General features: G+C 72.5%; 22 protein-coding genes, 1 pseudogene and 1 riboswitch. Of the genes and pseudogenes, 12 read left to right on the forward strand and 11 right to left on the reverse strand.

Features of this window, described 5'->3' with window-relative positions:
• Window positions 1-53 precede the first annotated feature (53 nt).
• Entirely contained in the window at window positions 54-527 is a 474-nt protein-coding gene (locus ACIQ7Q_RS32635) for a DoxX family protein (RefSeq protein ID WP_403870277.1), read from the forward strand.
• A gap of 254 nt (window positions 528-781) precedes the next feature.
• The gene (locus tag ACIQ7Q_RS32640; RefSeq protein ID WP_403870280.1) at window positions 782-1,432 is read left to right on the forward strand and encodes a DedA family protein; all 651 of its coding nucleotides are present in this window, start codon (window positions 782-784) and stop codon (window positions 1,430-1,432) included.
• Here the strand turns inward: ACIQ7Q_RS32640 and ACIQ7Q_RS32645 are convergent.
• The gene (locus tag ACIQ7Q_RS32645; protein ID WP_403870282.1) at window positions 1,392-1,655 is read right to left on the reverse strand and encodes a DUF2277 domain-containing protein; all 264 of its coding nucleotides are present in this window, start codon (window positions 1,653-1,655) and stop codon (window positions 1,392-1,394) included. The two genes, ACIQ7Q_RS32640 and ACIQ7Q_RS32645, sit on opposite strands and share 41 nt — an antisense overlap.
• A gap of 175 nt (window positions 1,656-1,830) precedes the next feature.
• Between ACIQ7Q_RS32645 and cbiE the strand changes: the two genes are divergently transcribed.
• On the forward strand, window positions 1,831-3,069 hold the full coding sequence (gene cbiE, locus ACIQ7Q_RS32650) for a precorrin-6y C5,15-methyltransferase (decarboxylating) subunit CbiE (RefSeq protein ID WP_403870285.1): 1,239 nt from the start codon (window positions 1,831-1,833) through the stop codon (window positions 3,067-3,069).
• The gene (cobM, locus tag ACIQ7Q_RS32655) at window positions 3,066-3,815 is read left to right on the forward strand and encodes a precorrin-4 C(11)-methyltransferase (protein WP_403870288.1); all 750 of its coding nucleotides are present in this window, start codon (window positions 3,066-3,068) and stop codon (window positions 3,813-3,815) included. Before cbiE ends, cobM begins: the two co-directional genes overlap by 4 nt.
• Before the next feature lie 724 nt (window positions 3,816-4,539).
• On the opposite strand, the gene ACIQ7Q_RS32660 is transcribed toward cobM, so the two are convergent.
• Complete coding sequence (locus ACIQ7Q_RS32660) at window positions 4,540-5,649, reverse strand: cobalt-precorrin-5B (C(1))-methyltransferase (protein WP_403870291.1); 1,110 nt, start codon at window positions 5,647-5,649, stop codon at window positions 4,540-4,542.
• A gap of 11 nt (window positions 5,650-5,660) precedes the next feature.
• Here ACIQ7Q_RS32660 and ACIQ7Q_RS32665 point away from each other — a divergent pair, with 11 nt between their 5' ends.
• The gene (locus tag ACIQ7Q_RS32665) at window positions 5,661-6,401 is read left to right on the forward strand and encodes a cobalt-precorrin-6A reductase (RefSeq protein ID WP_403870294.1); all 741 of its coding nucleotides are present in this window, start codon (window positions 5,661-5,663) and stop codon (window positions 6,399-6,401) included.
• On the opposite strand, the gene ACIQ7Q_RS32670 is transcribed toward ACIQ7Q_RS32665, so the two are convergent.
• Genes ACIQ7Q_RS32670 through ACIQ7Q_RS32680 form a run of 3 tightly spaced genes read right to left on the reverse strand, consistent with a single transcriptional unit; the run spans window position 6,389 to window position 10,340 of the window.
• Window positions 6,389-7,891: a precorrin-2 C(20)-methyltransferase gene (locus tag ACIQ7Q_RS32670; protein WP_403870297.1), complete on the reverse strand. Its 1,503-nt coding sequence runs from the start codon at window positions 7,889-7,891 to the stop codon at window positions 6,389-6,391. The two genes, ACIQ7Q_RS32665 and ACIQ7Q_RS32670, sit on opposite strands and share 13 nt — an antisense overlap.
• The gene (locus ACIQ7Q_RS32675; protein WP_403870343.1) at window positions 7,888-8,514 is read right to left on the reverse strand and encodes a precorrin-8X methylmutase; all 627 of its coding nucleotides are present in this window, start codon (window positions 8,512-8,514) and stop codon (window positions 7,888-7,890) included. Before ACIQ7Q_RS32675 ends, ACIQ7Q_RS32670 begins: the two co-directional genes overlap by 4 nt.
• Before the next feature lie 11 nt (window positions 8,515-8,525).
• Complete coding sequence (locus ACIQ7Q_RS32680; RefSeq protein WP_403870300.1) at window positions 8,526-10,340, reverse strand: hypothetical protein; 1,815 nt, start codon at window positions 10,338-10,340, stop codon at window positions 8,526-8,528.
• A gap of 124 nt (window positions 10,341-10,464) precedes the next feature.
• Window positions 10,465-10,555: riboswitch (cobalamin riboswitch) on the forward strand.
• 56 nt (window positions 10,556-10,611) lie between these two features.
• Here ACIQ7Q_RS32680 and cobN point away from each other — a divergent pair.
• The gene (gene cobN / locus ACIQ7Q_RS32685) at window positions 10,612-14,208 is read left to right on the forward strand and encodes a cobaltochelatase subunit CobN (protein ID WP_403870303.1); all 3,597 of its coding nucleotides are present in this window, start codon (window positions 10,612-10,614) and stop codon (window positions 14,206-14,208) included.
• A gap of 40 nt (window positions 14,209-14,248) precedes the next feature.
• On the opposite strand, the gene ACIQ7Q_RS32690 is transcribed toward cobN, so the two are convergent.
• Window positions 14,249-14,554: a hypothetical protein gene (locus ACIQ7Q_RS32690; protein WP_403870306.1), complete on the reverse strand. Its 306-nt coding sequence runs from the start codon at window positions 14,552-14,554 to the stop codon at window positions 14,249-14,251.
• A 286-nt stretch (window positions 14,555-14,840) separates the two neighbouring features.
• Between ACIQ7Q_RS32690 and ACIQ7Q_RS32695 the strand changes: the two genes are divergently transcribed.
• From ACIQ7Q_RS32695 to ACIQ7Q_RS32710, 4 genes are all read left to right on the forward strand, one after another.
• Window positions 14,841-15,662 carry an SAM-dependent methyltransferase gene (locus ACIQ7Q_RS32695; RefSeq protein ID WP_403870309.1) on the forward strand — a complete coding sequence of 274 codons (822 nt, stop codon included), beginning with the start codon at window positions 14,841-14,843 and terminating at the stop codon, window positions 15,660-15,662.
• A 304-nt stretch (window positions 15,663-15,966) separates the two neighbouring features.
• On the forward strand, window positions 15,967-16,722 hold the full coding sequence (locus tag ACIQ7Q_RS32700) for a class I SAM-dependent methyltransferase (protein WP_403870312.1): 756 nt from the start codon (window positions 15,967-15,969) through the stop codon (window positions 16,720-16,722).
• 89 nt (window positions 16,723-16,811) lie between these two features.
• Entirely contained in the window at window positions 16,812-17,513 is a 702-nt protein-coding gene (locus ACIQ7Q_RS32705; protein WP_403870315.1) for a VOC family protein, read from the forward strand.
• 119 nt (window positions 17,514-17,632) lie between these two features.
• A complete protein-coding gene (locus ACIQ7Q_RS32710; protein ID WP_403870318.1) occupies window positions 17,633-17,974 on the forward strand; it encodes a hypothetical protein in 342 nt (113 codons plus the stop codon).
• Between the two features lie 105 nt (window positions 17,975-18,079).
• Here ACIQ7Q_RS32710 and ACIQ7Q_RS32715 read toward each other — a convergent pair whose 3' ends face one another.
• Window positions 18,080-18,886, reverse strand: coding sequence for a transglutaminase domain-containing protein (locus ACIQ7Q_RS32715; protein WP_403870320.1), 807 nt, complete (start codon window positions 18,884-18,886; stop codon window positions 18,080-18,082).
• 114 nt (window positions 18,887-19,000) lie between these two features.
• The gene (locus tag ACIQ7Q_RS32720; protein ID WP_403870323.1) at window positions 19,001-19,540 is read right to left on the reverse strand and encodes a flavoprotein; all 540 of its coding nucleotides are present in this window, start codon (window positions 19,538-19,540) and stop codon (window positions 19,001-19,003) included.
• Between the two features lie 605 nt (window positions 19,541-20,145).
• Here ACIQ7Q_RS32720 and ACIQ7Q_RS32725 point away from each other — a divergent pair.
• Window positions 20,146-21,366 carry an FG-GAP-like repeat-containing protein gene (locus ACIQ7Q_RS32725; protein ID WP_403870325.1) on the forward strand — a complete coding sequence of 407 codons (1,221 nt, stop codon included), beginning with the start codon at window positions 20,146-20,148 and terminating at the stop codon, window positions 21,364-21,366.
• Between the two features lie 313 nt (window positions 21,367-21,679).
• Here the strand turns inward: ACIQ7Q_RS32725 and ACIQ7Q_RS32730 are convergent, their stop codons facing one another.
• Window positions 21,680-22,153: a GNAT family N-acetyltransferase gene (locus tag ACIQ7Q_RS32730; RefSeq protein ID WP_403870328.1), complete on the reverse strand. Its 474-nt coding sequence runs from the start codon at window positions 22,151-22,153 to the stop codon at window positions 21,680-21,682.
• Window positions 22,154-22,537: 384 nt separating this feature from the next.
• On the opposite strand from ACIQ7Q_RS32730, the pseudogene ACIQ7Q_RS32735 reads away from it, so the two are divergent.
• A pseudogene (locus ACIQ7Q_RS32735) lies at window positions 22,538-23,038 on the forward strand (DinB family protein).
• Window positions 23,039-23,498: 460 nt separating this feature from the next.
• Here the strand turns inward: ACIQ7Q_RS32735 and ACIQ7Q_RS32740 are convergent.
• Both ACIQ7Q_RS32740 and ACIQ7Q_RS32745 read right to left on the reverse strand, forming a co-directional pair.
• Window positions 23,499-23,732, reverse strand: a complete 234-nt coding sequence (locus ACIQ7Q_RS32740) for a hypothetical protein (RefSeq protein WP_403870331.1) — start codon at window positions 23,730-23,732, stop codon at window positions 23,499-23,501.
• A 1,215-nt stretch (window positions 23,733-24,947) separates the two neighbouring features.
• Window positions 24,948-25,098: transposase family protein (locus ACIQ7Q_RS32745; RefSeq protein WP_403870346.1), on the reverse strand; the 151-nt coding region annotated here is incomplete at its 5' end.

Below are 25,098 nucleotides of genomic sequence, written 5' to 3' on the forward strand. Positions count from 1 at the left end.
TAACCTGTGGCCCCCTCATCGGTTCCCGTCCCCGAAACCGAAGGAGCCCCCACGTGGCATCCCCCACCTCCGCCCTCCCCACCCGCCTCGATCAGGCCCAGCCGTACGCGCTCGCGCTGTTCCGCGCCGTCGTCGGCCTGCTGTTCCTGTGCCACGGCGCCGCCTCGCTGTTCGGCGTCCTCGGTGGCGCCATGGGCGGCGGCACCATCCCGGCCGGCACCTGGCCCGGCTGGTACGCAGCCGTGATCCAGTTGGTCGCCGGAGCGCTCGTGCTGCTCGGCCTCGGCACCCGCAGCGCCGCGTTCGTCGCCGCCGGCTCGATGGCGTACGCGTACTTCAAGGTCCACCAGCCCGAGTCGCTGTTCCCGCTGCAGAACGGCGGCGAGGCGTCGGCGATGTTCTGCTGGGCGTTCCTGCTGCTGGTCTTCACCGGCCCCGGCGCCTGGGCGCTGGACCGGCTGTTCATATCGCGCGGCACCGCCGGCGCGGCGGAGCAGCGCGAGGAACGGGCCACTGCGGCGGCCTGATCCGAGCACTGCACGAATGAAAGCGCCCGGCCCCTCGCAGCTGAGGGGCCGGGCCCCGCCGTCCCGCCCACGGCGCACGCGGGGCGGTAGCGCCCCCCGAGCCCCCACCCATACGGGCGGTTTCGAATCGATGTCCGTCCGGGGAACGCCCCCCGTCGATCTCCCCCAGCGCCCGGGCGTACGCTGTACAGCTGTCTGACCGCCCTGCCGCTCCCCCGCGACATCGCGGCCTTGCCACGAACGGGGAGAGTCGAGTGCTCGAGAGTCTTGGGTCGCTGACCGGCAGCCCATGGATCTACGCCGTCGTGGCGGTTTCCGTACTTCTCGACGTGTTCCTGCCCGTGCTGCCCAGCGGAGTGCTGGTGATCACGGCCGCCACCGCTGCCGCCGCCGGGTCCACCGCCGGCACCGCCGCGGTCGCGGGCACCGCCGACCAGGTCACCCGCGAGGTGCCCTCCCTGCTTGTCCTCGTCCTGTGCGCGGCGACGGCCTCCGTACTCGGCGATCTCGTCGCCTACCGGCTCGCGTGGCGCGGCGGCGACCGCCTGGACCGGGCCATCGCCCGCTCGCGCCGGCTGACCCGGGCGCAGGAACGTCTCGGCGCGGCCCTCACCCGCGGCGGCGGCGCACTTGTCGTCATCGCGCGCTTCGCACCGGCAGGCCGCTCCGTCGTCTCGCTCGGCGCGGGCGCGGCGCACCGCAAGGTGAAGGAGTTCCTGCCGTGGTCCGCCCTGGCCGGGATCGCCTGGGCCGGATACGCGGTGGGACTCGGCTACTTCGGCGGGCAGTGGCTCGGCGCGAGCTGGGTCGGCGCGGCCGTGTCCGTGCTCGCGCTGTTCGGCGCGGGCTCGCTCGCCGCCTACGTCATGCGGCGTCCGGCTGCGGCTCCTGAGCCGACCGCTTAGCGGCCTGGACGCCGGAACCGCGGACCTCGAGCCCCTCGAGGAGTCTGCGGGTCGCTTCCGTGATCTCTTCGACGGCCTGGTCGAAGACTTCGCGGTTGTGCGCGGCCGGGGCCCGGAAGCCGGAGACCTTGCGCACGTACTGCAGGGCGGCGGCCCGCATGTCCTCCTCTGTGGCCTCTTCGGGGAGCACGGGCGGACGGAGAGTCTTGATGCTGCGGCACATGCGTCCAGTGTGCCGCGCACCACTGACAGGCGGCGAGCGTCCCCGTGTGGGCTCCGAGCATCCCCGGTGATCGGGGCTGCGGGCTGCGTATCCCGGGGGCCCGGAAGCCGCTGCGGACGCGGCCAGTAGAGTGCGGCTCCGTCCCCCTGCCGTTCCGTCGACGAGGTACCGCTCAGTGACCCCCGCACCACGCTCACCAGCAGCAACCGTCGTCGGGATCGGCGCCGACGGCTGGCCAGGACTCCCGGAGGCCTCGCGGGACGCGCTGCGGCGGGCTGAGGTTCTCATCGGCGGCGCACGGCAGTTGGACCTGCTGCCCGCCGACTGCGCCGGGGAGCGCGTGCCGTGGCCGAGCCCGCTGCGGCCCGCCGTCGCCGGGCTGCTCGCCGCGCACCGGGGCCGCCGGCTCGCCGTCGTGGCCAGCGGCGACCCGATGTTCTACGGCATCGGCCGGGCGCTCACCGAGGAACTCGGGCCCGACGCGCTCCACGTCCTGCCGCACCCGTCGTCCGTCTCGTACGCCTGCGCCCGGCTCGGCTGGCCCGTCGAGGACACCGAAATCGTCACGCTCGTCGGCCGTCCCGCCGGGCAGCTCTCCGCCGCGCTGCACGACGGCCGCCGGCTGCTGGTGCTCAGCGCCGGCCCGGGCACGCCCGCCGAGGTCGCGGCCCTGCTCCAGGACCGGGGCTTCGGCCCCACCCGGATGCGGGTGCTCGAGCAACTCGGCGCGCCCGCGGAGCGGAGCGTCGAGGGCCACGCCGCGAACTGGACCGCGCCGGCGGGCGACCCGCTGAACGTGATCGCCCTCGAATGCCGCAGGGACGAGAGTGCGTTGCGGCTGTCCGCGGTCCCCGGTCTGCCCGACGAGGCGTACGAACACGACGGTCAGCTCACCAAACGCCACATACGCGCGGCGACGCTCACCGCTCTTGCGCCCGCACCCGGCGAACTGCTGTGGGACATCGGCGGCGGCTCCGGCTCCATCGCGATCGAGTGGATGCGCGCGCACCGCTCCTGCCGGGCCGTCACCGTCGAGCGGGACCCGGTGCGGGCCGCGCGTATCGCCCGTAACGCCGACACACTCGGTGTACCTGCCCTGCGCGTCGTCACCGGCGCGGCACCGGACGCCCTGCTTGAACTCCCCACCCCCGATGCCGTGTTCATCGGTGGCGGGCTCACGGCGCCCGGCCTGCTCGACGCCTGCTGGAACGCGCTGCCGCCCGGCGGCCGTCTCGTCGCCAACACCGTCACCCTCGAGTCGGAGGCACTGCTCGCCGCGCGCTACCGGCGCCACGGCGGCGAACTCGTGCGGCTGGCCGTCTCGCACGCCGTGCCCGTCGGCGGCTTCACCGGCTGGCGTCAGGCCATGCCCGTCACCCAATGGTCCGTCACCAAAGCAGGAGATCCGACATGACCGTGTACTTCATCGGTGCGGGCCCCGGCGCCGCCGACCTCATCACCGTCCGCGGCGCCCGCACGCTGGCGAGGTGCGGGGTCTGCCTCTACGCCGGCTCCCTGGTGCCCCGAGAGCTCCTCTCCGAATGCCCGCCGGACGCCCGTCTGATCGACACCGCCCAGCTGGACCTGGACGCCATCACCGCCGAGTTGGTCCGTGCCCACGAGGAGGGCCACGACGTGGCCCGGCTGCACTCGGGCGACCCGTCCGTCTTCAGCGCGGTGGCGGAACAGATGCGGCGCCTCGACGCGGCGGGCGTGCCGTACGAGGTCGTGCCGGGCGTCCCGGCGTTCGCGGCGGCGGCGGCGGCGCTGAAGCGGGAGCTGACCGTGCCGACCGTCGGCCAGACCGTGGTCCTCACCCGCATCGCCCAGCAGGCGACGCCCATGCCCGAGGGCGAGGACCTCGCGACCCTCGGCCGCAGCGGAGCGCTCCTGGTCCTCCACCTGGGCGCGCGGTACATCGACCGGATCGTCTCCGAACTCGTCCCCCACTACGGCGCGGACTGCCCGGCAGCGGTGGTGGCGATGGCGAGCCGCCCGGACGAGCTGGTCCTGCGGGGCACGCTGGAGGACATCGCGGCCCAGGTGAAGTCGGCGGGCGTGACCCGCACGGCGGTGATCCTGGTCGGCCGCGTCCTGGCGGCGACGGAGTTCCGCGACAGTCATCTGTACTCCGCGGAACGCGACCGCCACGTCTGCTGAGCGGGGGCGTTGCGCGGTTGTGCGTGGCCCGGTCCGAGGGCGTGACGCCCCCGGTCCCCCCCGCCCCGCGCTTGCGCGGCGTTTCCGGGGGTGCGCGGCGTTTCCGGGGTGCGCGGCGTTTCCGGGGGTGCGCGGCGTTTCCGGGGGTGCGCGGCGTTTCCGGGGGTGCGCGGCGTTTCCGGGGGTGCCCGCTGTGCGGGGGTGGGTGCGGGGGCGGGGCCTCCGGAGGGGGGATCGCGGACTGCTTTCCCGTACTTGCCCCGCCCTGACTCACGACGCTTTACGTCCGCTCACCCCCCTCCTGCGACCCCACCCCCTCCCGCCGGTCACGGGACCGTGGGGCCGGTGGCCGTCCCCACGCCGGCTCCACTTCCGTTGCGGGGAGCGCAACGGTCGCTCGAGTGCCGACGCTTGTGTGCCGCGGTCGGTGGCTGTCCACCGGGGGAAGCGAAGCCGTTCGCCGGGGGAGGGGGACGCGCAGGGGGCGTGTTCGGGACGTAAGGCGTCGTGAGTTAAGGCAAGGCAGGTACGGGAAAGCAGTCCCGGACATGCCCCCGGAGCGGCACCCGGACGCACACCAGCCGGACCGGGCCCGCCCCGGAACCGCACCCGGGACAACCGGGCCGGGCCCGGCAACGCACCCGGACGCCAAGCGAAACGGACCGGGTCACGCCCGAGAGCGTCACCCGGTGCGCCGCCCGCCCGAGGGCCACGCCCGGCAGCGTCACCCGGAGCGTCCCACCACCGTGCCCGCCCGGTCGATGCACACCACGTCCACCGCCACCGGCGCCCCCCGCAGCACCCCAAGCGCCTGGTCGCGCGCGGCGGCCGCCACCAGGTCGCCCAGGGGCACGCCCTGCGCCGCGCACATCTGGAGCGCGGCCAGGCCGGTGTTCGCCGCCGCGACCTCCGAGGCGAGAGCCTCGTCCGCGCCGCCGCGTCTCGCCAGGCCCGCGAGGAACGCCTTGTCGACCTGGGAGCGTCCCGAGTGCAGGTCCAGGTGCCCGGCGGCCAGTTTCGAGAGCTTGGCGAAACCGCCGCAGATGGTGAGCCGTCCCACGGGATGGCGTCGCACGTACTTCAGCACCGCTCCCGCGAAGTCCCCCATGTCGAGGAGCGCGTCCTCGGGGAGGCCGTACAGGGAGACGACCGTTTTCTCGGATGTCGAGCCCGTGCAGCCGGCGAGGTGGGTGCGTCCGGCCGCACGCGCGACGTCCACGCCGCGCCGGATCGAGTCGATCCAGGCCGAGCACGAGTAGGGGACGACGATCCCCGTCGTACCGAGGATGGAGAGCCCGCCGAGGATCCCCAGCCGTGGGTTCCAGGTGGAGTGGGCGATGTCCTCGCCGTGGTCGACCGAGACGGTGATCTCGACGTCCCCGCTGCCGCCGTGGCGGGCGGCGACCTGGGCCACGTGGTCGCGCATCATCTGCCGCGGGACGGGGTTGATCGCCGGTTCGCCGACGTCGAGCGGGAGTCCGGGCCGGGTGACCGTTCCGACGCCCTCCCCCGCCCGGAAGACGACCCCTGACCCGGCGGGCAGCAGCCGTACGGTCGCCCGGACCAGCGCGCCGTGCGTGACGTCCGGGTCGTCGCCGGCGTCCTTGACGATGCCGGCCATGGCGGACGACCCGGTCAGGGCCTCCGCGGCCAGGGCGAAGGACGGCGTCTGGCCCTTGGGCAGCGTGATCGTCACCGGGTCCGGGAAGTCACCGGTCAGCAGCGCCGTGTACGCCGCGGTCGTCGCCGCCGTCGCGCACGCACCGGTCGTCCAGCCGGGCCGCAGACCGGTGTGCTTGAGTTGGGCGTCACGCCCTCCGCTCGACTCAGTCATGAATGGATCCGATGCACGTACTGGTATTGGGTGGGACGACCGAGGGCCGGCGTCTCGCGGAGAGACTCCTCACCGACGGGACGGTCCGCGTCACCAGCAGCCTCGCCGGCCGGGTCGCCACTCCCAGGATGCCTCCGGGCGACGTCCGGGTGGGCGGCTTCGGCGGGGTCGAGGGCCTGGCCCGCTGGCTGCGCGAGCACGAGGTCGGCGCGGTCATCGACGCCACCCATCCTTTCGCCGGAACGATCAGTTTCAACGCGGCCCGGGCCGCCGCCGACGCCCATGTTCCCCTGCTGGCGCTGCGCCGGCCCGGCTGGGATGCGGCCGACGGCGACGACTGGCATCCGGTCGGCTCCCTGGAGGAGGCCGCCGACAGAGCCCCGGCCCTCGGCAGCCGGGTGTTCCTGACCACCGGCCGCATGGGACTCGCCTCCTTCGCGCACATCGACGACGCCTGGTTCCTGCTGCGGTCCGTCGACGCCCCCGAGGGACCGCGCCCGGCCCGTATGGACGTGCTGCTGGACCGGGGCCCGTTCACCCTCGACGGCGAGCGCGAACTGATCCGCCGCCACCGCATCGACGTGCTCGTCACCAAGGACAGCGGCGGCGCGGCGACCGCGCCGAAGCTGACGGCCGCGCGGGAGGCGGGCGTGCCCGTGGTGATCGTGCGCCGCCCGCCGGTCCCGGACGGTGTCCCCGTCGCGGCCACCCCCGAGGAGGCGGCCGCCTGGCTGGCGGACTACTCGGGGTAGCGGCGCGGGGTCCAGACGATCTCCTCGCCGTCGCCCCGGCGCACGACCTGCGTCTGCGACGATCCGACGAGCAGGATGGTCCGCATGTCGACCTGCGCCGGGTCGAGTTCGCCGAGGCGCACGATCCGTACGCTTTCCTCCGGGCCGCCCACGTCCCGGCCGAGCACGACGGGCGTGTCGGGCGCCCGGTGCGCCAGCAGAAGCTCGCGGGCCTTGCCGACCTGCCAGGTACGGCTGCGGGAACCCGGGTTGTAGAGGGCGAGCACCAGGTCGGCCGCGGCGGCGGCGTTCAACCGTTCCGCGATGACCTCCCACGGCTTGAGCCGGTCGGAGAGCGAGAGCACCGCGTAGTCGTGGCCGAGTGGCGCACCGGCCTTCGCGGCGGCGGCGTTGGCGGCGGTGACGCCCGGGAGGACCCGTACGGGCACGTCCTTGTAGGCGTCCTGGGACGCGACCTCCAGCACCGCCGTGGCCATGGCGAAGACGCCGGGGTCGCCGCCGGAGACCACCGCGACGCGTCGTCCGCGCCGGGCCAGCTCGAGCGCGAACTCGGCGCGCTCGGACTCGACCCTGTTGTCGGAGCCGTGCCGGATCTGCCCGGGACGGTGCGGCACCCGGTCCACGTACGTGGTGTAGCCGACGAGTTCGTCGGCGTCGGCGAGCGCGCGCCGGGTCTCCGGCGTGAGCCACAGGGCCCCGGCGGGCCCGGTGCCGACGACCACGACCTCGCCGAAGCCGGAGCCCGGGCGCGGGTTCGCGATACGGCTCGGCACGACGGCGACGGAAAAGTACGGCACCGAGTCCGGGGCGATGTCCGCCAGGTGCCCGGTGCGCTCGCCGCTCATCGTGGCGCGTTCGACGTAACGGGCCTCGTCGAGCCGCCCCGACGTCTCCATCGCGCGCCGCACGGCGGGGAAGGTGCGGCCGAGCTTCATCACCACGGCCGAGTCGGTCGCGGCGAGGCGTGCGGTCAGCTCGTCCTCCGGCAGCGTGCCGGGGATGATCGTCAGCACTTCCTCCGCCTCGCACAGCGGCGTACCCAGCCGGGCCGCCGCGGCGCTGATCGAGGTGACACCGGGGATGACCTCGGTCGGGTACCGGTGTGCGAGCCGCTTGTGCATGTGCTGGTAGGAGCCGTAGAAGAACGGGTCGCCCTCGGCGAGGACGGCGACCGTCCGGCCGGCGTCCAGGTGCTCGGCGAGCCGCGCCGCGGCCTGCTCGTAGAAGTCGTCGAGCGCACCCCGGTAGCCGCCGGGATGGTCGGTGGTCTCCACGGTGACCGGGTACATCAGGCGCTCCTCGATGTGGTCGGGGCGCAGATGCGGGGCGGCGATCGAGCGGGCGATGGAACGGCCGTGACGTGCGCAGTGGTAGGCGACGACGTCGGCCTCCGCGATGACGCGCGCGGCGCGCAGGGTCGTCAGCTCCGGGTCGCCGGGGCCGAGCCCGACCCCGTACAGCCGCCCGGTGGTGCTCTGGTTCTCGCTCATTCCGCCTCGCTCGCGATCGCGTTGACTGCGGCGGCGGCCATCGCGCTGCCGCCGCGGCGCCCGCGCACCACGAGGTGTTCGAGTGCCAGGGGGTGGACGGCGAGCGCCTCCTTGGACTCGGCGGCGCCGATGAAGCCCACGGGCACGCCGATGATCGCGGCCGGGCGCGGGGCGCCCTCCTCGATCATCTCCAGCAGCCGGAACAGCGCGGTGGGCGCGTTACCGACGGCGACGACGGAGCCCTCCAGGCGGTCGCGCCACAGCTCGAGGGCGGCGGCGGAGCGGGTGGTGCCGAGCTTCTCTGCCAAGCCGGGCACGGACGGGTCGGACAGCGTGCAGACCACGTCGTTGTCGGCGGGCAGCCGCTTGCGGGTGACGCCGCTCGCGACCATCTGGGCATCGCACAGGATCGGCGCGCCGGAGCGCAGGGCGGCGCGGGCACGGACGACGACGTCCGGGCTGTGGACGAGGTCGGTGACGAGATCGACCATCCCGCAGGCGTGGATCATGCGGACCGCGACCTGCGAGACCTCGGCCGGCAGCCCGGCGAGGTCCGCCTCCGCGCGGATCGTGGCAAAGGACTGGCGGTAGATGGCCGCGCCGTCCTTCTCGTACTCGAACACGGTGCTCTCGCTCACTTCGTCGGGGTGGTGATGGTGCGCGCCGCCGCGAGGGCGTCGGCGAGTCGGGAAACAGGTGCGGTGTGCGGCGCTTCGCCGGGGGCGGACACCTCGTAGCGTCCGTCGCCGGTCGCGACGACGTCGACCCAGGTGCCGCGGGGGTGGCCGCAGCGGCGTTCGCAGCCGGACCAGTACACGGGCAGGCCGCCCTGGCCCGCGGCGAGCAGTTCGGTGGCGTCGGCCCGCACGTCGGCGAGCGACTTGGCGCATCCGGGGCGCCCGGTGCAGGCGCCGACACCGAGCCAGGGCGAGCCGGGTCCGGTGACGAGCCCCGCGTCGGCGAGCGCCCCCAGATGCTCGGCCCCGGCTCCGGGCACGACCACGCCACGCCACGGTGTGACGCGCAACTCGCCCGAGCCGTAACGCTCGGCGACCTGACCGAGGAGCCGCCACTGGGCGGCGGTGAGCCGCCCGAGGGGCGCGAGCACGTAGAGCCCCCCGCGCCCGGCTCCCCGAACGCGCCCGGGCACGGGCGCGGGGGCGTGGGCGTGGGCGTGGGCGTGGGCGTGGGCGTGGGCGTGGGCGTGGGCGTGGGCGTGGCTGCGGTCCCCGGCCGGTTCGCGTTCGGCCGCGGAGGCGGGGGCGTGGCTGCGGTCCCCGGCCGGTTCGCGTTCGGCCGCGGAGGCGGGGGCGTGGCCGCCGTCCCCGACCGGTCCACGTTCAGCCGCGACGGCGGAGGCGTGGGCGGGGCAGCCGTCCGCCCCCGGGGAAGCGGGGCCGAGGACACTGTCCGCGCCCGGCGCCGGCTCGCCCGCACTGCCCCGGGTGACGGCGGGGCCGAGACCACTGTCTGTGGCCGGGACGGCGGGGCAGCCGCCGGTCTCGGCCGACGCCACATCGCCCGCACCGGCGCCGGCGCCGGCGTGGGCGTGGGCGTGGGCGGGGACACCGCCCCCGCCCGGGAAAGCGAGACCGAGGACACCCTCGGCGCCCGGCGCCACTTCGCCCGCACCGGCGCGGGCGCCGGCGGGACCGTCTGCGGCCGGGCCCCGTACGGCCGCGGCCGCGGCCGCCGGAGCTGCGTGCTCCGCACTGACGCCCGCCGCCGCGGCCCGTGCCTCCAGAGCAGCGGTCGACACCCCGTGCCCCGGCGGGAGTTCGCGTACCCGCCACGCGCGTGTGCCGCTCGCGTTCGCCGCGGCGAGAAAGCTCTCGGCCGCGAGGAGCATGCAGCGGGGGCCGTCCTCGGACCGGACGCGCAGCGTCGCGTCGCCCGCCGTCACGCGGACCCGCGTGCCGCCCGGTTCTGCGAGCAACATCACATCCGCGGCGAGTCCGGCCATGTCCCCGCGGCCGTCGTCCAGGGCGAACAGGAAGCGCCCCGAGAGCTCCGGCGTGACATCGCTCGCGCACAGCAGCGCGTCCAGCTCCGCGACGAGCGGCCGCACATCGGCGAAGCCCTGTTCGTCGAGCCCCGACAGCGGCGAGGCGACGATGTTGCGGACGCGTTCGTGGCGGGGCGACGGCAGCAGCCCGGCCGCGTCCAGGAGCTCCGCCAACTCCCCACCGCAGCCTGCTTCCAGGCCCCGCAGCTGAAGGTTGCCGCGCGAGGTGATGTCCAGCGCGCCGTCGCCCAGCCGCTCGGCCGCGTGGGCCAGCGCGTATGTCTGCTCGGCGGTCAGGATGCCCGCCGGCACGCGGACGCGCGCCAGCGCGCCGTCGTCCGCCGAGTGCAGACGCAGCGCGCCGGGGCAGGCATCACCGCGGTCCCGAACGGGAGTTACGGGAACTTCATCCCTGTTCGGGCGGTTCGAGGGGGCCGGAGGCATGGCGGCGAGCATACCGACCATCACACAAGCCCCCTGCTCCGAGCGCCCTACCCGGACCGGAGCGGCCCCTACTATGCTGCTCGGCGGGCCAAACGGCCCACCACCGCCGAAGACGGCGTCAGGGGAGGAAGCCCGGTGAGAACCCGGCGCGGTCCCGCCACTGTGAGCCAGGCGGCTGTGCACCATGCGCACGCCGCCGGGTGAGCCAGGAACTCCCGCCGTCTTCCACCGCCCGGGGCGCGGAAACCCCGAGGAAGAGGCCAGACGCCGCATGATCCTGCTCCTGTCGACGTCCGACACCGACCTGCTGAGCGCACGTGCCGCGGCCGGCCCGGTCGCGTACCGCTTCGCGAACCCCACCCGCCTCGCGCTCGAGGAACTGCCCGCGCTGCTCGAGGGCACGGACCTCGTCGTCGTCCGCCTCCTCGGCGGCCTGCGCGCCTGGCAGGAGGGCCTCGACCTGCTGCTCGCCCAGGACCGCCCCGTCGTGGTCCTCACCGGCGAACAGGCGCCCGACGCCCAGCTGATGGAGGCCTCCACGGTCCCCATCGGCATCGCCGCGGAGTCCCACGCCTACCTGGCGCACGGCGGCCCGGCGAACCTGGAGCAACTGGCCCGCTTCCTGTCCGACACGGTGCTGCTCACCGGCCACGGCTTCGATCCGCCGGCCGCCGCCCCCACCTGGGGCCGCCTGCGGCGCACCCCCCGCGTCACGGACGCCGGCGGTCCGCTGATCGCGGTGCTCTACTACCGGGCCCACCACATGAGCGGCAACACCGCCTTCGTGGATGCCCTCTGCGGCGCCATCGAGGACGCGGGCGGCCGTGCGCTGCCGCTGTACGTGGCGTCCCTGCGCGCCCCCGAGCCCGAGCTGCTCGAGCAACTGCGCGAAGCCGACGCCCTGGTGACCACCGTTCTCGCCGCCGGCGGTACCCGCCCGGCCGAGGCCTCGGCCGGCGGCGACGACGAGTCGTGGGACGCGGGTGCCCTGGCGGCCCTCGACGTACCGATCTTGCAGGCGCTGTGCCTGACCGGTTCGCGCACGGCGTGGGAGGAGAGCGACGAGGGCCTGTCCCCGCTGGACGCGGCGAGCCAGGTCGCCGTCCCCGAGTTCGACGGCCGGCTCATCACCGTCCCGTTCTCCTTCAAGGAGATCGACGAGGACGGGCTGCCGGCGTACGTCGCCGACGAGGAGCGCGCCGCCCGCGTCGCCGGGATCGCCGTGCGCCACGCGCGCCTGCGCCACATCCCGAACCCCGAGAAGCGGCTCGCGCTCGTCCTGTCCGCGTATCCGACCAAGCACTCCCGCATCGGCAACGCGGTGGGCCTCGACACCCCCGCCTCTGCCGTCTCCCTGCTGCGCCGACTGCGCGAGGAGGGCTACGACTTCGGCGACGAGGACGTCCCCGGTATCGAGTCCGGCGACGGCGACGAACTGATCTACGCGCTCATCGAGGCGGGCGGCCATGATCAGGAGTGGCTGACCGAGGAGCAGCTGGCCCGCAACCCGGTCCGTATCCCGGCGGCGGACTACAAGCGGTGGTACGCGACCCTGCCCGCCGAACTGCGGTCCTCGGTCGAGGAGCACTGGGGTCCGGCGCCCGGCGAGATGTTCCTGGACCGTTCCCGCAACCCCGAGGGCGACATCGTGCTCGCCGCGCTGCGCCGCGGGAATCTGCTGATCCTCATCCAGCCGCCGCGCGGCTTCGGCGAGAACCCGATCGCGATCTACCACGACCCGGATCTGCCGCCGAGCCACCATTACTTGGCCGCGTACCGCTGGATCGCCGCCTCCGCGGACGACGGCGGTTTCGGCGCGGACGCGATGATCCACCTCGGCAAGCACGGCAACCTCGAGTGGCTGCCGGGCAAGAACGCGGGCCTGTCCGCCGCTTGCGGCCCGGACGCCGCCCTCGGCGACCTGCCGCTCGTCTACCCCTTCCTGGTCAACGACCCCGGCGAGGGCACGCAGGCCAAGCGCCGTGTGCACGCGACGCTCGTCGACCACCTGGTGCCGCCGATGGCGCGCGCCGAGTCGTACGGCGACATCGCGCGCCTGGAGCAGCTGCTCGACGAGTACGCCCAGATCTCGTCCATGGATCCGTCCAAGCTGCCGGCGATCCGCGCCCAGATCTGGACCCTGATCCAGGCCGCGAAGCTCGACCACGACCTCGGCCTGGACGACCGTCCCGACGACGACGGCTTCGACGACTTCCTGCTGCACGTCGACGGCTGGCTGTGCGAGGTGAAGGACGCCCAGATCCGCGACGGCCTCCATGTGCTGGGCAGCGCCCCGACCGGCCCCGAGCGGGTCAACCTGGTCCTGTCCATCCTCCGCGCGCGCCAGATCTGGGGCGGCTCCCAGGCCCTGCTGGGCCTGCGCGAGGCGCTCGGCCTGGACGAGTCCGCGGCGACCCGCACCACCGCCGACGAGGCAGAGGCCGCGGCCCGCGCCCTCGTCGAGGCGATGGAGGCGGCCCACTGGGACCCCGCCGCGGTTCCGGCGGACCAGGGCGAGCAGGTCGCGGCCATCCTGCGCTTCGCCGCGCTCGAGGTCGTCCCGCGCCTGGCCCGCACCACCGACGAGGTCGACCACGCGGTCCACGCCCTGAACGGCGGCTTCGTCCCGGCCGGCCCGTCGGGCTCCCCGCTGCGCGGCCTGGTCAACGTGCTGCCGACCGGCCGCAACTTCTACTCGGTCGACCCCAAGGCCGTCCCGTCCCGACTGGCCTGGGAGACGGGCCAGGCCCTCGCGGACTCGCTCCTGACCCGCTACCGCGACGACAACGGCGAGTGGCCCGCCTCCGTGGGCCTGTCCCTGTGGGGAACCAGCGCGATGCGCACGGCCGGCGACGACGTGGCGGAGGCTCTGGCCCTGCTCGGCATCCGCCCCGTCTGGGACGACGCCTCCCGCCGCGTGACCGGCCTCGAGCCGGTCCCGCAGGCGGAGCTCGGCCGACCCAGGATCGACGTGACGCTGCGCATCTCCGGCTTCTTCCGGGACGCGTTCCCGCACACGATCGGCCTGCTGGACGACGCGGTGCGCCTCGCCGCGTCCCTCGACGAGCCGGCCGACGTGAACTTCGTGCGCGCGCACGCCCAGGCCGACCTGGCTGAACACGGAGACGAGCGCCGGGCGACGACCCGTATCTTCGGCTCCCGCCCCGGTACGTACGGCGCGGGCCTGCTGCAGCTGATCGACTCCCGAGACTGGCGCACGGACGCGGACCTGGCCGAGGTCTACACGGTGTGGGGCGGCTACGCCTACGGCCGTGGCCTGGAGGGCCGCCCGGCCCGTGCCGAGATGGAGACCGCGTACAAGCGCATCACGGTCGCCGCGAAGAACACGGACACCCGCGAGCACGACATCGCCGACTCCGACGACTACTTCCAGTACCACGGCGGCATGGTCGCCACGGTCCGCGCCCTGCGCGGGACGGCCCCCGAGGCGTACATCGGCGACTCCACACGCCCGGAGACGGTCCGCACCCGCACCCTCGTCGAGGAGACCTCCCGCGTCTTCCGAGCCCGCGTGGTCAACCCGCGCTGGATCGAGGCGATGCGCCGCCACGGCTACAAGGGCGCCTTCGAACTGGCCGCCACCGTCGACTACCTCTTCGGTTACGACGCGACGACGGGTGTGGTCGCCGACTGGATGTACGACAAGCTCACGGAGACGTACGTCCTCGACCCGGAGAACCGCGCCTTCCTCGAGCAGGCCAACCCGTGGGCTCTCCACGGCATCGCCGAACGCCTCCTGGAGGCTGAGTCCCGCGGCATGTGGGAGAAGCCGGACCCGGCGGTGCTGGAGCAGCTGCGGCAGGTCTTCCTGGAGACGGAAGGCAACCTCGAGGACGACGAGGCGTAGCGGACGGCTGTGCCGCCGCCCCTCAGCGGGCGGCGGCGCGTCAGCGGGCGGCGGCGGCGCGCTCGGGCCGCTGCGAGGCCCAGACCAGACCGGGCACCGCCAGCATGAGTGCCATGCCCGCGTATCTGACGTATCCCTGCGCTTCGGCGCCGGAGACCAGGACCGCCCCCGCGATCTGCATCACGAGCACGGCGGCGATGACCAGCTGCGCGTAGCCGAAGAGCCGGGGCCGGACGATGTACTTCCGCTGGGTGGGCAGCATCCACCCACTGCGGACGGCGGCGATCCCGCTCACGGCGACGAGCGCGGCGAGCACGCCGACCAGGACTCCCACGATCACGTTCATCGTTCCACCCTTGTGCTGTCCGGCCCCGCGGGCCGAAGTCAGCAGATGGTCCCACAGCGCTGCTGGGTGTCCAGGGCTCGAAGACTGCCCCGCCGGCCCGCCCCGACGTACGGCCCCGCCTGCCGTGCGGCGACCCGCACCGCGGCCGGTTCGCGGCCGGGCCGGCGAGGCGGCCAAACTCCGTTCCCTGACCTGCGAGTTGGTCCACCCTGACACGAGCCCCGCCGGGCCGGTTGGTCTAGTTTGGGGTCGGTCGAGGAATCGTTCGTGCCCAGGAGGCCCTCACGTGTCAGAACACGACCCCCAGCTCGCCGCCGCCGCCGACATACGTGCCCGGATCGACACGAGCAAGCCGCACTCCGCCCGGTTCTGGAACTACTTCGTGGGCGGCAAGGACCACTACGAGGTCGACCGGCAGACCGGGGACCACATCAAGGAGATCTTCCCCGGCCTCGTCGACGTGGCGCGCACCAGCCGCCACTTCCTCGGCCGCGCCGTCCGGGACCTCGCGGGCGAGCAGGGCATCCGGCAGTTCCTCGACATCGGCACCGGCCTGCCCACCGCCGACAACACCCACGAGGTGGCGCAGCGGGTCGCACCGGACGCCAAGGTCGTGTACGTCGACAGCGACCCCCTGGTGCTGGCCCATGCCCGGGCCCTGCTGACGAGCACACCCGAGGGGCAGACGGCGTACCTGGACGCCGATCTGTACGCGCCGGACGAGATCTTGAAGGCCGCAGCCGGCACGCTGGACCTCTCCCGGCCCGTCGCGCTGATGATCCTCAACACGCTCGGCCACGTGGGCGATTACGAGCAGGCCCGGGGCCTGGTCGCGCAGCTCATGGCGGGCCTGCCGTCCGGCAGCTACCTGGTGATCAGCGACAGCACCTCCACCAGCGCGGGCATGATCGCGGCCTCGGACGCGTACAACGCCAGCGGAGCGGTTCCGTACTACGTGCGCAGCGTCGACGAGATCGCCGGGTTCTTCGACGGCCTGGAGCTGGCGGACCCGGGAGTCGTGCAGGTCACGCAGTGGCGCCCGGAGGCGGACAGCGCCGCCGACGCGGTGGCGGTGGACGCCTACTGCGGCGTGGGGCGCAAGCCGTAGCCGGTCCGTACGACGTCGGCGGCGCCCCGGGCGGGACACTTCCACGCGGGGCGCCGCTGCCTCGCGCCCGGGTCGGGCATGGTCGCGAAAGCCGACCGGAAACCCGCCTGGACACCGCCCGGAAAGCCCCCGTGACGGCCTTCAGCGGCGGCTTGGGCGACACCGCACACGCGGTCTAAGGTGCCGCCCCGCCCCCTGCGGCCGAAGCTCCGCAAACGCCCGCCCCTGCCCTCGCCGCACCCATCCTGACCTGGCCTTTTACCGTGTCCGCCCGTACCGTTCCCCTTACCTGAAAGGGGGCCGGATGGACCGGAACATACGCACGGTCGACGACGTGCTGAAGCTCATGGACGAACTGTTCGCACCCGAGGCCGATCGCTGGACGAGTGCCGGGGCGACGTGGTGGGACGGCTTCTACACCGACCGTACGAAGCCCGTGCCGTTCTTCGTGGCCAAGCCGGACGAGAGTCTCGGCTCGTACGCCGACCGAGGCCTGATCGCACCCGGCCGAGCCCTCGACCTGGGATGCGGGCCGGGCCGCAACGCACTCCATCTGGCGTCCCTCGGCTTCCACGTGGACGCGGTCGACCTCTCACCGGCGGCGATCGGCTGGGCCGAGGAACGCGCTCGTGAGGCCGGAGCCGACATCCGGTTCCACTGCGGCGACGCCTTCGCCCTCACCACGGCGGAGCTCGCCGGCCCGTACGACCTGATCCACGACTCCGGCTGCTTCCACCACCTGCCGCCCCACCGCCGTGTCAGCTATCTCGCCCTCCTCGAACGATCCCTCGCACCCGGCGGCCACCTCGCCCTCACCTGCTTCGCGGCCGGAGGAATGGGCTCCGAGCTCGACGACGCGGACTTCTACCGCGAGTCCGGTCTCCAGGGCGGCCTCGCCTACACGCCGGAGTCCCTTCGCCGGATCTTCTCGGACCTGACGGAGGTGGAACTGCGCCGCATGCACGACGAGCCCGCCGAGTCCCCGTATTTCGGCGAGTCCTTCCTCTGGACGGCCCTGTTCCGCCGCGGCGCCCCGACTCCGGCGGCGGCAGCCGAGTAGTGATTCCGCCCAAACCCCGGACGCCGGCCTCCCGGGTCGGCCTTCCGGGTTCCCGGGCACATCTAATCAATTTTGACTAGATTGGGGTCATGACAGAGAAGACCATCCCCCTGCTCCCCTGCCACGCGATCCAGCCGGTCGTCGACTTCTACACCGCGCTGGGCTTCAAGACGACGTTCTTCCAGAAGAGCCCGTATCCGTACGCCGCCGTCGAGCGAGGCGCCGTCGAGCTGCAGTTCGCCGGCATGAAGGGGTACGACCCGGCGCAGTCCTACTCCGGCTGCTACATCGTCACGGACGACGTGGACGGCCTGTACGCGACGTTCCGCGCCGGCCTCAAGGCCGCGTACGGGAAGATCCCCTCCCGGGGACTGCCCCGCATAGGGCCGTTGAAGGACATGTCGTACGGCATGCGGCAGTTCCTGATGACCGACCCCGGCGGCAACAGCATCCGCATCGGCCAGAAGATCAGCGAGGACCAGCACCACCGGTACCCCCCGGAGGGAACATTCGCGCGGGCGCTGCACATGGCCGATCTCTTCGTCGATTCCAAGCAGGACCTGCCGGGCGCCGCGAAGATCGTCGACCGCGTACTGGGGCTCGACGACGAGCACCCCACTCCTCCGGAGCTTCTGCGCCTGCTCGTGCTGCGCGCGGACATCGCACAGCGACTCGGCGACGACGAGTCGGCCGCGACGCTGCTGACCAGGGCCGCAGAGCTTCCCCTGACGGAGGACGAGCGGGAATCGGTCGACGACGCCCTGGCGCGCCTCGCCGAACTGCGCCCCTGATCACCCGACGACACCGGCCGCGGCCCGTACCCCGACCGGCCGCGCAGCGGATGCCCCGGCCGGGGGGACGCGGCAGGGTGGCCTTCGCCAGGACCTTCCGGCCCAGACGAGGAGCGCCCATGTCCGTGACCCGCTACCGGCGTCCCGCCATTGCGGCCGGGGCCGCGCTCCTCGCCGTGGCCGCCGCAGGCTGCTCCGGCCTCGGCCGCACCGCCGTCGGCACGCTCACGTACGAGGGCGGCCACGCGCACCACACGACGGTGACGAGCCCCCTCGTGACGGGGTGCCATCGCTTCGGGGGTGAGGGAGCCGTCGCGATCGAGAACAACACCGCGGTGGACGTCACCGTCTATCCGACGGACGACTGCTCGGGCAAGGAGTCGATCTACGTGCCCTCGACGTTGTCCGACGTCGTGGCGCCGGACGCGGGACCGTGGCGGAGCTACAGCTTCATCCACTGAGCGCGGCGGCGGACCCGACGCAGGCTCGGCCGCCGAACGGTCCACCTCGCCCGGGGCGAGTGGGCGGCGACACAGGTCACGCTGAAGACCATCAACCCCGCTGTTTCAGGCGCCCGCGGCGCGGCGGCCCATGACGGGCTCGGCCAGCAGCCGGGCCATCCCGCAGAGGGTCTGGCCATGCCGGGCGAAGAGTTCGTCGCGCGAGTCGAAGTGGCCCAGGTCGGCCAGAACATGGGCCGAAAGGTCGCACGCGGCGTCGGCCGCCGAGCAGACCGCCGCCCCGTCCCAGTCGATCGCCGTCCTGGACAACGCCTCGAACAGCGTCTCCGGACCGGAGTTGGTGAAGCCGCCGCCGGCATCGCCGCTCAACTCTTCAAGCGTGCCGAAGAGTTCGGACACCGTGAGCCAGCGCTCTGTCGCACGGCCGGCGTGCTGCCGTTCCACGATCCGGAACTCGGGCCACGCCAGTAGCACCTGATCCGGAACGATCCGCTGCAACCGCGGGAAACGCGGATACCAGAACGCTCCGTCCACCAGCAGGCCGCGCACGCGGGTGGCCACTCCGGTCGCCCGCGCGACGGCCTCCAGGACGGCCAGCCGCTGACTGCACGAGCCGAGGCCGCGGCGCAGCACCTCCGACACGGGACGCTCGTCCTGCACCGAGTACACCGGCCGCACAGCGGCGGTGATCAACCCGTGGGCGCGGCGCAGGGCTGCCACCTGCAGAGCGGGGTCCGGATCGGACGTGGCGCCGACGTCGCGGACGAGTGCGACCACGCGCGGATGCTGCCAGTCGAGGATCCGTGTCGGCGCCGTGCCACCCGTCGACCTGTCCCCGTGGGCCGCCGTCGTTCCTCCGACGAGCGTGTTCACACGGGCACGGCCTCGTGGCCTGAGAAGCGAGCTGGTCATGGAGGGCGTCCTTTCGGCCGACCCCTCGACACCCCGGCCGGCGGCCACATCGTCCCAGAGTTTTTGAACGCGATCAACTTTCTCTCGCACGGCCCGCCACACCCTGCCCCGCGCTCACGTCCCCGCGCCCTCGACCGCCCCCAGGGCCAGTCCCCACGGAAAGGCACCCGGCCGACCCCCGCCCCCCGACCCGTTCGGGACGTAGCCCTCGTCGCCGTTCAGCACGGTCACTCCGGAAGCCCGCAGCGTCTCCACGGACCGCTGGAACTGGGGGTGCTGCGCATACGCGGCGTTCACGCACGGCATCGTCACCGTCGGAACGCGCTTGCCGATCGCCTCGGCGGCGACGCCCACGACGAAAGACGACGTCAGGCCGAGGGCCCAGGAGTTGACGCTGTTGAACGTGGCGGGCGCGAACAGGACGGCATCGGCCGGCGGCCACACACCCGGGTCGCCCGGCCGCTCGTACTCCCAGAGAACGGGGTGGCCCGTGAGCACCGCCAGACCGTCGAGACCGGCCTCCAGCCAGCGCGCCGCCGCTGGGGTCAGGCCGAGGCATACGTCCCATCCGCCGGCCTGTGCGTGCTCGATCACTTGAGCGACGTCGAACACGGGCGGCGCGGCGGAACAGAACAGGTAAAGAGTCCTCGTCATGGACTTCATCCGATCACAGGCAGCCGTCCCCGGAAGAGGTCCGACCCCGTACGCCCCCATGATCACTTCACCATCTTCACCGGCTCCGGCCGGCTCCGGCCGGCGGCCTCGTCGCGCACGAATGTCCGGGACATGTCCCGGACAGCGAACGGGCGCCCGCTTCAGTGGGCATGAAATGGGGAAGGAGGCGGTCTTCTGGTGCCTCCGAGGTCCACAAGGTCCTTCAGGGAGGGAACCCCATGGCCGAATCTCTCGTGATCGAACCCACCTCCGAGCGGCCCGTCGAAGCGGCGCGGCTGCCGGAGCTCGTAGTGATCGGCGCCTGCGGCTGCGGCTCCGGCTGCGGTTGCGGATGCCAGTCCGGAGCCCCGTGCCAGTGCGGAGGCTGCTGCGGCTGAGCCCCGAGTGCCGGGCACCGCCTCCGTCGGCGGCGCCCGGCACAGGCGTACGGCAGTGCGTTCCCTCCCCACGACCGTGATCGGTCGTGGAACCCGGCCTGCCGCACGAGATGGCGACGCGCGAGACGGAGTGATCACGCGGCAAGGTATCTTCCTCTCGCGGCGCGTCGAGCGTCTCTCCGCGCCGCGTCATGGGGAGGGAAAATCATGCGCACATCACTGCTTCGGCGCGCGGCCACGCTGGCCACGACGCTGGGGCTCACCTCGCTCGGGCTCCTCGGCGCGGGCGCGGCGCCCGCGCAGGCCGCGATCGGCGACTGCCCGGCGGGCTACTTCTGTGCTTGGAAGAGCGACAACGGCACAGGCACCATGTTCAAGACGAACGTCGACAAGGCGACGCTCGGGACCTGGGACAACACGTTCCAGTCCGTCGTGAACCACACGTCCAAGTTCGCCTGCCTGTACGACGACTCGAACTACGCCAAGGACGGCGGCGTCTCCGTGTGGGCCCCCGATCCCGCCGGGACCGAGTGGGGCTACTCGCATCGCTCCGTCAGCTCGGTGCGGCTCGTCACCACCGAGCGGGAGTGCATCCTCCCGGCCTACCCGGAGTGGTATGCGACGACCGCGCCGCAGGCGGCGGGCTTCGGTGACCTGAACGCCGACCGCCGGGCCGATGTCCTGGTCCGGGACAAGGCGGGCCGTCTGTGGTTCCTGCGCGGCGACGGCACCGGGCAGCTGGTCGGCAAGGGCGGCTGGAACGCCATGAACGCCCTCGTCCGGCACGGCGACTTCAGCGGAGACGGCCGCGAGGACGTGATCGCCCGCGAGGCGTCGACCGGGAAGCTGTGGCTGTACCCCGGCGCCGGCACCGGCAGCCTCGGTGCGCGCAAGCTCATCGGCAACAGCGGCTGGAACGCCATGAGCCGGCTCGTCGCCTACGGAGACCTCTCCGGCGACGGCCGCTCGGACCTGATGGCCGTCGAGAAGGCCACGGGCAAGCTGTGGCTGTACCCCGGCACCAGCACGGGCACGCTCGGTGCGCGCAAACTCATCGGCAACGGCGGCTGGACCGGCATGAGCGCCATGGTCGGGGCGGGCGACATGAACGGCGACGGCAAGGCGGACCTGATCGCCCGCAAGGCCTCCACCGGGGAGCTGTTTCTGTACCCGGGCACGACCGGAGCCCTCGGGTCCCGTGTACTGATCGGCAACGGTGGCTGGAACGTCATGGACACGTTCCTCGGCCTGGGCGATGTCACCGGCGACGGCCACGGTGACCTCGTCACCACCACCAAGAGCAGCTACGTCGGCGAATCGTGCCGGGGCGTCGGCTGCCAGCTCGTGTACCCGGGCCGCGGCGACGGCGCACTGGACTCGCGCGTGGAGACGGTCACCGACTGGTGGAACCTGAACGGCGCCTTCTGATCCGAGAAGGCGCCTCCTGATTCGGCGAAAGGGCCTCCGCTTCCGAGCGGAGGCCCTTCTGTCATGTGCGGCACCGTGCCACGCAGGTCGCCGCCGGATCGCTCGCTGCACTGACTGCGACTCCGGCCCAGGCCGCCGCGCTCGGGCGCTGAACGCCCCCCGCAGCCGCTATGGACCGCGCAGCGCCTCACACAGATCGTCCCGGAGGGGGCAGCGCGTCAGCCATTCGCGGATGATCTCATCCGCCGCGTGTGGACCACCGCCTCACGCTGCGGAGAGGCGGCCGTGACAGTCAGTGGCTTGCCTTATGAGCTCACCCAGCGGGGAAGGTGAGCCGCAGTACGATCTCGCCGTCGTCGTCGGTCTCCCCCGTGGGCTCGAACCCGAACTCCCGGTAGAAGGGCCCCGGTTCGCCATCGCCGGGCTCATAGCTGGTCAGCAGCTCGGTGGCGCCGTCCTCACGCACCAGGGCGGCGATCTGCGTGAGCGCTTCCCGGCCGATCCCCCGCCTCTGGTACCGCTTGTCGACGAGGAGACGCCAGAGGAAGTGCCGCCCTGCGAAGGGACCGGTCGGCGGTTTCCACGACAGCATCACGAAGCCGACCGGCTCGTCGCCGCGGTACACGGCGCGATACCAGGGATTGGCCTCCGGCGTCTTCGCCGCCTCCTTGAGCGACTTGGACACGGAGGCGACGAACTGCTTCTGATCCCGTCGGACGCGGAGGGCGCGAACGGCGTCGCGGTTGTCGTCGGTGATCTCCCGTAGATGCACGCCTGGAGACCTCATGCCACACCCCTTTCCTGCATCTTTCCTGCATCCGGCAATTGCGCCGGCCGAGTCGACGAAGACCAGCCCCGGGCGGCATCCCTTGTGTGGTGCGTACGCATTGTCACGGACGCTGCGGCCGACGCCCCGCAGCGGCACGCTGCGGAGGCGTTGCACGGGTCGGATCCTCGGGCACGGCCAGATCGCCGTCACGATGCACGTCTACCGCACGTCGTCCAGGACGGGCAGCGCGAGGCTGTCGGCCACATGGGCCGGCTGCTCAAGAGGCCGCCCGGTCACGAGTCCGCCGTTTGAGATCGGATGTGGATGTCAAAGGGCCCCAGCCGTGATCGGCTCGGGGCCGGAACCGAGGCACTGCTGTACCGCAACCTCCAGGAGACCACGGTGCCCAGCAGCACGCGCCGCAACCGCCGCCGCGACATCCCGCCGCCCCGGACCGGAAGCAACGAGGCCGAGGTCCGGCGCGGCTTCCTCGACTACCTCCGTACCTCGATCGCCGCGAAGGTCGACGGCGCCCGCGAACCGCAGGTGCGGACAGCCGCAGTGCCGTCGGGCACGAACCTGCTCGGCCTGCTCAACCACCTGACTTTCGTCGAGCGCTAAATGTTCCTGGGGGACGACGTCACCGACTGGTAGGAGACGTTCAAAGCCGCACCGGCGGACAGCGTGGCCGATGTCGTCGCCCGCTACCGAGATGCCGTCAAGCGCGCGAACGACGTTCTCGACGGGTGTACCGACCTCGGCGCACCGGTCCCCCGACCGCAGCCGGACCGCCCCGCTCCCAGCATCCGCTGGGCACTCACCCACATGATCGAGGAGACCGGCCGACACGCGGGCCACGCGGACATCCTCCGCGAACTCATCGACGGCACGACCGGCCGCTGATCCACCTCTCCAGGACGGGAACACATGATCACAGCACCATTTGTTCGCACTGCCCGACCATGCGGGAGTCACCTACTCCTGGGTACGCCCCATGGCCGGGCCCGGTACGTCCTCCAGGTCACCGAGCCGGACGAGCAGTTCCCCGACGGCAAGTTGAACGTGCACCGCTACCCACGCCCGGCGACGGGCGCCCGTCGTTCTCGGCCACCGCTGCCCGGATAGACCCCGAGCAGCGGTCGAGCACCCTGGCAGCCGCCCGCATCCGGCACGGCTGAGCTGCTTCCCTCCGGCCGGCGGTTGGCCCCGCTTGCCGAACACCCTTCCCAAACCGACCAACCGCAGGCGTCCCTTGTCCAGCCCACCATGTTGTCGCGACGAGCGCCGACCGAACACCAACCACCCGCCCGCTCCGTCCAAGTCCGCACACGGCACCAGCGCGGTCTGCTGACGGTCGATGGATTCACCGAACCGTCGACTCGTACGCCACCGCGGCTGACGGGACCTGCTTCTGTCGCACCAGGCGGATCCCGGCCGTCAGGGTAGCGGCGGCGCTGAGGGCGGCGGTCGCGACGAATCCGTAGCGGGTATCGCTGTGGTCGGTGATCGTCGCGACCATCAGCATGGCCACGATGGTGGCGGCCAGGCCGCAGCCGTTGGCCACCCCGAAGACCCGGCCCGCCTGGTTCGCGTCCACCGAAGGACAGAGCGTGCGCAAGGTAATTGGCGTCTTCGTGGAAGGCGGCATGCGGAGTAACGGGGGCCCGGTAGGTCCACCAGTTTTCCCATGTCTGCTGGGTCGACGGGTTGTCCGTCCACGGGTGAACCGTCAGTCCGTACCGGTGCCCTTCCTTTTCCATCCGAATTCGGTGGGACTCGGCGAGAGCGACCAAAGGGAGGGTGTGAATTGGGAGCCCGCGGGGGGCGTGCGCGCATCGTTCCTGTGCCCAGTGGAACATTTCTCCGGCGATGCCGTGCCAGGTGGGGAACATGTAGGTGAGGAGCTCGTGGTGCGCCTCCCTGTTCCACCGATCGCGCTCCTCCACCTGCTCCCACACCTTTTGCACCGTGGCCCGCCACTGCCGGTCACGGGCCGGGGAGTGGTAGCGGAGGAGCGCGAGCATGACGACGTACGGTGCCGGATCGGATGGCAGGGCCTCACAGGCTGCATCGCACGACTCCCACGCCTGCTCCATCTCCACGTTGCTGCCCAGCCCTCGCGGGCCGGCCATCGACCGCAAGGCCTGCACGGTTGCAAGGAGGGCCAACGCGTGGGCAGATCGAGGTTCGGCCTGCGCCCACGTATCGGCGAACGTCAGCCGCACCCCAGCGCGGGCAAGAACCTGAAGGCGGAAGATGCGTCGGTCCCAGTCCGTACCGATCCTCGCCAGCAGGTCCCGGGGCGCCCTCCCATCGGCCCATGGCCGCGTCCTCCACCACCGCCCGTAGTTGGTCGTCATCGCGGGCGGGATGCCGGTCCAGGGCTGGTCTGCGGCTATTCATGGCGGCCCTGCTCGTACACGAGGTGCGACTGAGGTCCCGCGCGCCGGGCATTGCCTTGCACGTTCAGGGCAGGCTCGCCACGTGACGTGGCCGGCACGAGCTGCAACAGAGGTGCGGCAGTCGCGGCCGTACCAACGGTCAGGCTCAGGGGCGAAGCCTCTGGTATCGGCATCATCAACAGTCCTCTGATCACAGGCGGGTGGATGGAAAGGCCGTCGGGCTCAGGGGTAAAGGGAGGGGAGCCTGAACCTCGCCCGCGCCCGACGGCCGTCTAGAAGTGGATGCTGTTGACCAGCTCAGCGATGTCCCTCACGAACTTCTCGATCTCCGGGGCCATGCCGGTGTCAGCGAGGAAGAACCCGAACAGCACACTCACGATGGCTGGCCCGGCATTGAGCCTTTTCCAACCTCAGGCTGCCGCGTGATGTAGGACGAGGACGGCTTGGACGATCGCGGTGATGCGGTTGGTGCTGCAGCGGAGCTTCCGCAGGAGGCGCCAGCCCTTCAGAGTGGCCATGGCCCGCTCGCCGAGACAGCGGATCTTGGCGTGGGTGCTGTTG

The sequence above is a fragment of the Streptomyces sp. NPDC096176 genome (assembly GCF_044763255.1).
In the GTDB taxonomy this organism is placed as follows: domain Bacteria; phylum Actinomycetota; class Actinomycetes; order Streptomycetales; family Streptomycetaceae; genus Streptomyces.

Bases quoted from the DNA above. Each gene is read 5' to 3' on its own strand.
- ACIQ7Q_RS32720 (WP_403870323.1), bottom strand. From the start codon at position 19,540: ATGACGAGGACTCTTTACCTGTTCTGTTCCGCCGCGCCGCCCGTGTTC.
- ACIQ7Q_RS32705 (WP_403870315.1), top strand. From the start codon at position 16,812: ATGACAGAGAAGACCATCCCCCTGCTCCCCTGCCACGCGATCCAGCCG.
- ACIQ7Q_RS32710 (WP_403870318.1), top strand. From the start codon at position 17,633: ATGTCCGTGACCCGCTACCGGCGTCCCGCCATTGCGGCCGGGGCCGCG.
- ACIQ7Q_RS32730 (WP_403870328.1), bottom strand. From the start codon at position 22,153: ATGAGGTCTCCAGGCGTGCATCTACGGGAGATCACCGACGACAACCGC.
- ACIQ7Q_RS32690 (WP_403870306.1), bottom strand. From the start codon at position 14,554: ATGAACGTGATCGTGGGAGTCCTGGTCGGCGTGCTCGCCGCGCTCGTC.
- ACIQ7Q_RS32700 (WP_403870312.1), top strand. From the start codon at position 15,967: ATGGACCGGAACATACGCACGGTCGACGACGTGCTGAAGCTCATGGAC.
- ACIQ7Q_RS32670 (WP_403870297.1), bottom strand. From the start codon at position 7,891: ATGAGCGAGAACCAGAGCACCACCGGGCGGCTGTACGGGGTCGGGCTC.
- ACIQ7Q_RS32725 (WP_403870325.1), top strand. From the start codon at position 20,146: ATGCGCACATCACTGCTTCGGCGCGCGGCCACGCTGGCCACGACGCTG.
- cobN (WP_403870303.1), top strand. From the start codon at position 10,612: ATGATCCTGCTCCTGTCGACGTCCGACACCGACCTGCTGAGCGCACGT.
- ACIQ7Q_RS32715 (WP_403870320.1), bottom strand. From the start codon at position 18,886: ATGACCAGCTCGCTTCTCAGGCCACGAGGCCGTGCCCGTGTGAACACG.
- ACIQ7Q_RS32665 (WP_403870294.1), top strand. From the start codon at position 5,661: ATGCACGTACTGGTATTGGGTGGGACGACCGAGGGCCGGCGTCTCGCG.
- ACIQ7Q_RS32645 (WP_403870282.1), bottom strand. From the start codon at position 1,655: ATGTGCCGCAGCATCAAGACTCTCCGTCCGCCCGTGCTCCCCGAAGAG.
- ACIQ7Q_RS32660 (WP_403870291.1), bottom strand. From the start codon at position 5,649: ATGACTGAGTCGAGCGGAGGGCGTGACGCCCAACTCAAGCACACCGGT.
- ACIQ7Q_RS32680 (WP_403870300.1), bottom strand. From the start codon at position 10,340: ATGCCTCCGGCCCCCTCGAACCGCCCGAACAGGGATGAAGTTCCCGTA.
- cobM (WP_403870288.1), top strand. From the start codon at position 3,066: ATGACCGTGTACTTCATCGGTGCGGGCCCCGGCGCCGCCGACCTCATC.